The organism is Microcystis sp. M53603_WE2 (assembly GCF_030065435.1).
The window spans coordinates 1-1,216 of record NZ_JASJFF010000314.1; the positions used below are offsets into that span (position 1 = coordinate 1).

Here is a 1,216-nt window from a genome sequence, read left to right on the forward strand (position 1 = left end):
ATCTATAAGGGGGGTGCCGATCCCCCCTGAGTCCCCCCTTGATAAGGGGGGTGCCGATCCCCCTTAGTCCCCCCTTAGTCCCCCCTTGATAAGGGGGGTGCCGATCCCCCTTAGTCCCCCCTTAGTCCCCCCTTGATAAGGGGGGTGTCTGAGAACTTTTAACACCTACCTACTTAGCTAAAAAAAACGGTACACTGATAACTGATAATTGATAACTGATCACTGCTTATGCCTCCCCGTTGGCCCCGTCAACCCGACCGCAAAAACGATCCCGCTTTCCGACGTTTAGATGATCGCATGAATTTCGCCGTTCATGTGGCGGGTTTTTTAGCGATTAATTCAGGGTTGTGGTTCTTTCATATCATTAAATTCTCCGATTGGACTTGGTTAAATCTGTTCACGGGAATTTGGGCTATTCTATTGGTGGGACATTTGATTTATATAGCGGCGATCGCTAACTACTCGGTAACATCCCATGGCTAACACAACTCAGGACATCGAAAATCTGGCGGCCCAAATCGGCGACAATATCTACATTGACGTGGCTAAATGGCATCTCTATCTCCGGGAAGCACATTTACACAGCGTCGTTGCCGAAAAAGTCTTCCCTTTGCTCGAAAACGACAGCTTAAGTGAGAATGCAGTCATGTCTATCCTGCGGGAGATAAAAGTCACCCTCGGAGGTGGTCATCTGCAAGTTTCCCTGGCAGATTTATTACCCAGCAAATGTCAGATAGATTTAATCGATTTGCTAGAAGAATACCAAAAAAGTCGCTAAAATTCCCCAATAGTATGCCTGATAACTCGCAACTATAGGGTTGGCTGAATAAATCTAAAAACATTGTTCGATAAGTACTGGCCCTTGGAGTGATCTGGGGGAAAATTCAGGCACTTTTCCCCTGAACATGGCTAAAACCCTACACCCCACGCCCCACACCCCACACCCCACACCCTGCCTCCACCAACAAACTTATTTCAGCAGACGCTAAATAGTTCCCGATTCAGTTATAATCGAGATCCCTTGTGCTATTTTAAAGTCCAAGCTCTGGTTAGATTCTTAAAAGTCATTCTTGAGGCGGATTGCCTGCAAGAAAGCTGGATGCGGCAGTTCATCCCCTAGGCCCTGCCTAGAAACTAAATTGGAAGACAGATCCCTTGTTTAGAAACTGTACATCACATAGGAGGAAAAACCTACGGAAATTCCGAGGCCCAAACA

2 protein-coding genes are annotated in these 1,216 nt (G+C 46.9%); both read left to right on the forward strand.

Annotation, left to right across the window (positions count from 1 at the left end):
• Positions 1–228 precede the first annotated feature (228 nt).
• Positions 229–483, forward strand: a complete 255-nt coding sequence (locus PX481_RS06855; RefSeq protein ID WP_002761850.1) for a hypothetical protein — start codon at positions 229–231, stop codon at positions 481–483.
• Positions 476–778, forward strand: a complete 303-nt coding sequence (locus tag PX481_RS06860; protein ID WP_002761852.1) for a DUF3181 family protein — start codon at positions 476–478, stop codon at positions 776–778. Before PX481_RS06855 ends, PX481_RS06860 begins: the two co-directional genes overlap by 8 nt.
• The last annotated feature ends 438 nt before the right edge of the window (positions 779–1,216 follow it).

Bases quoted from the DNA above. Each gene is read 5' to 3' on its own strand.
- PX481_RS06860 (WP_002761852.1), top strand. From the start codon at position 476: ATGGCTAACACAACTCAGGACATCGAAAATCTGGCGGCCCAAATCGGC.
- PX481_RS06855 (WP_002761850.1), top strand. From the start codon at position 229: ATGCCTCCCCGTTGGCCCCGTCAACCCGACCGCAAAAACGATCCCGCT.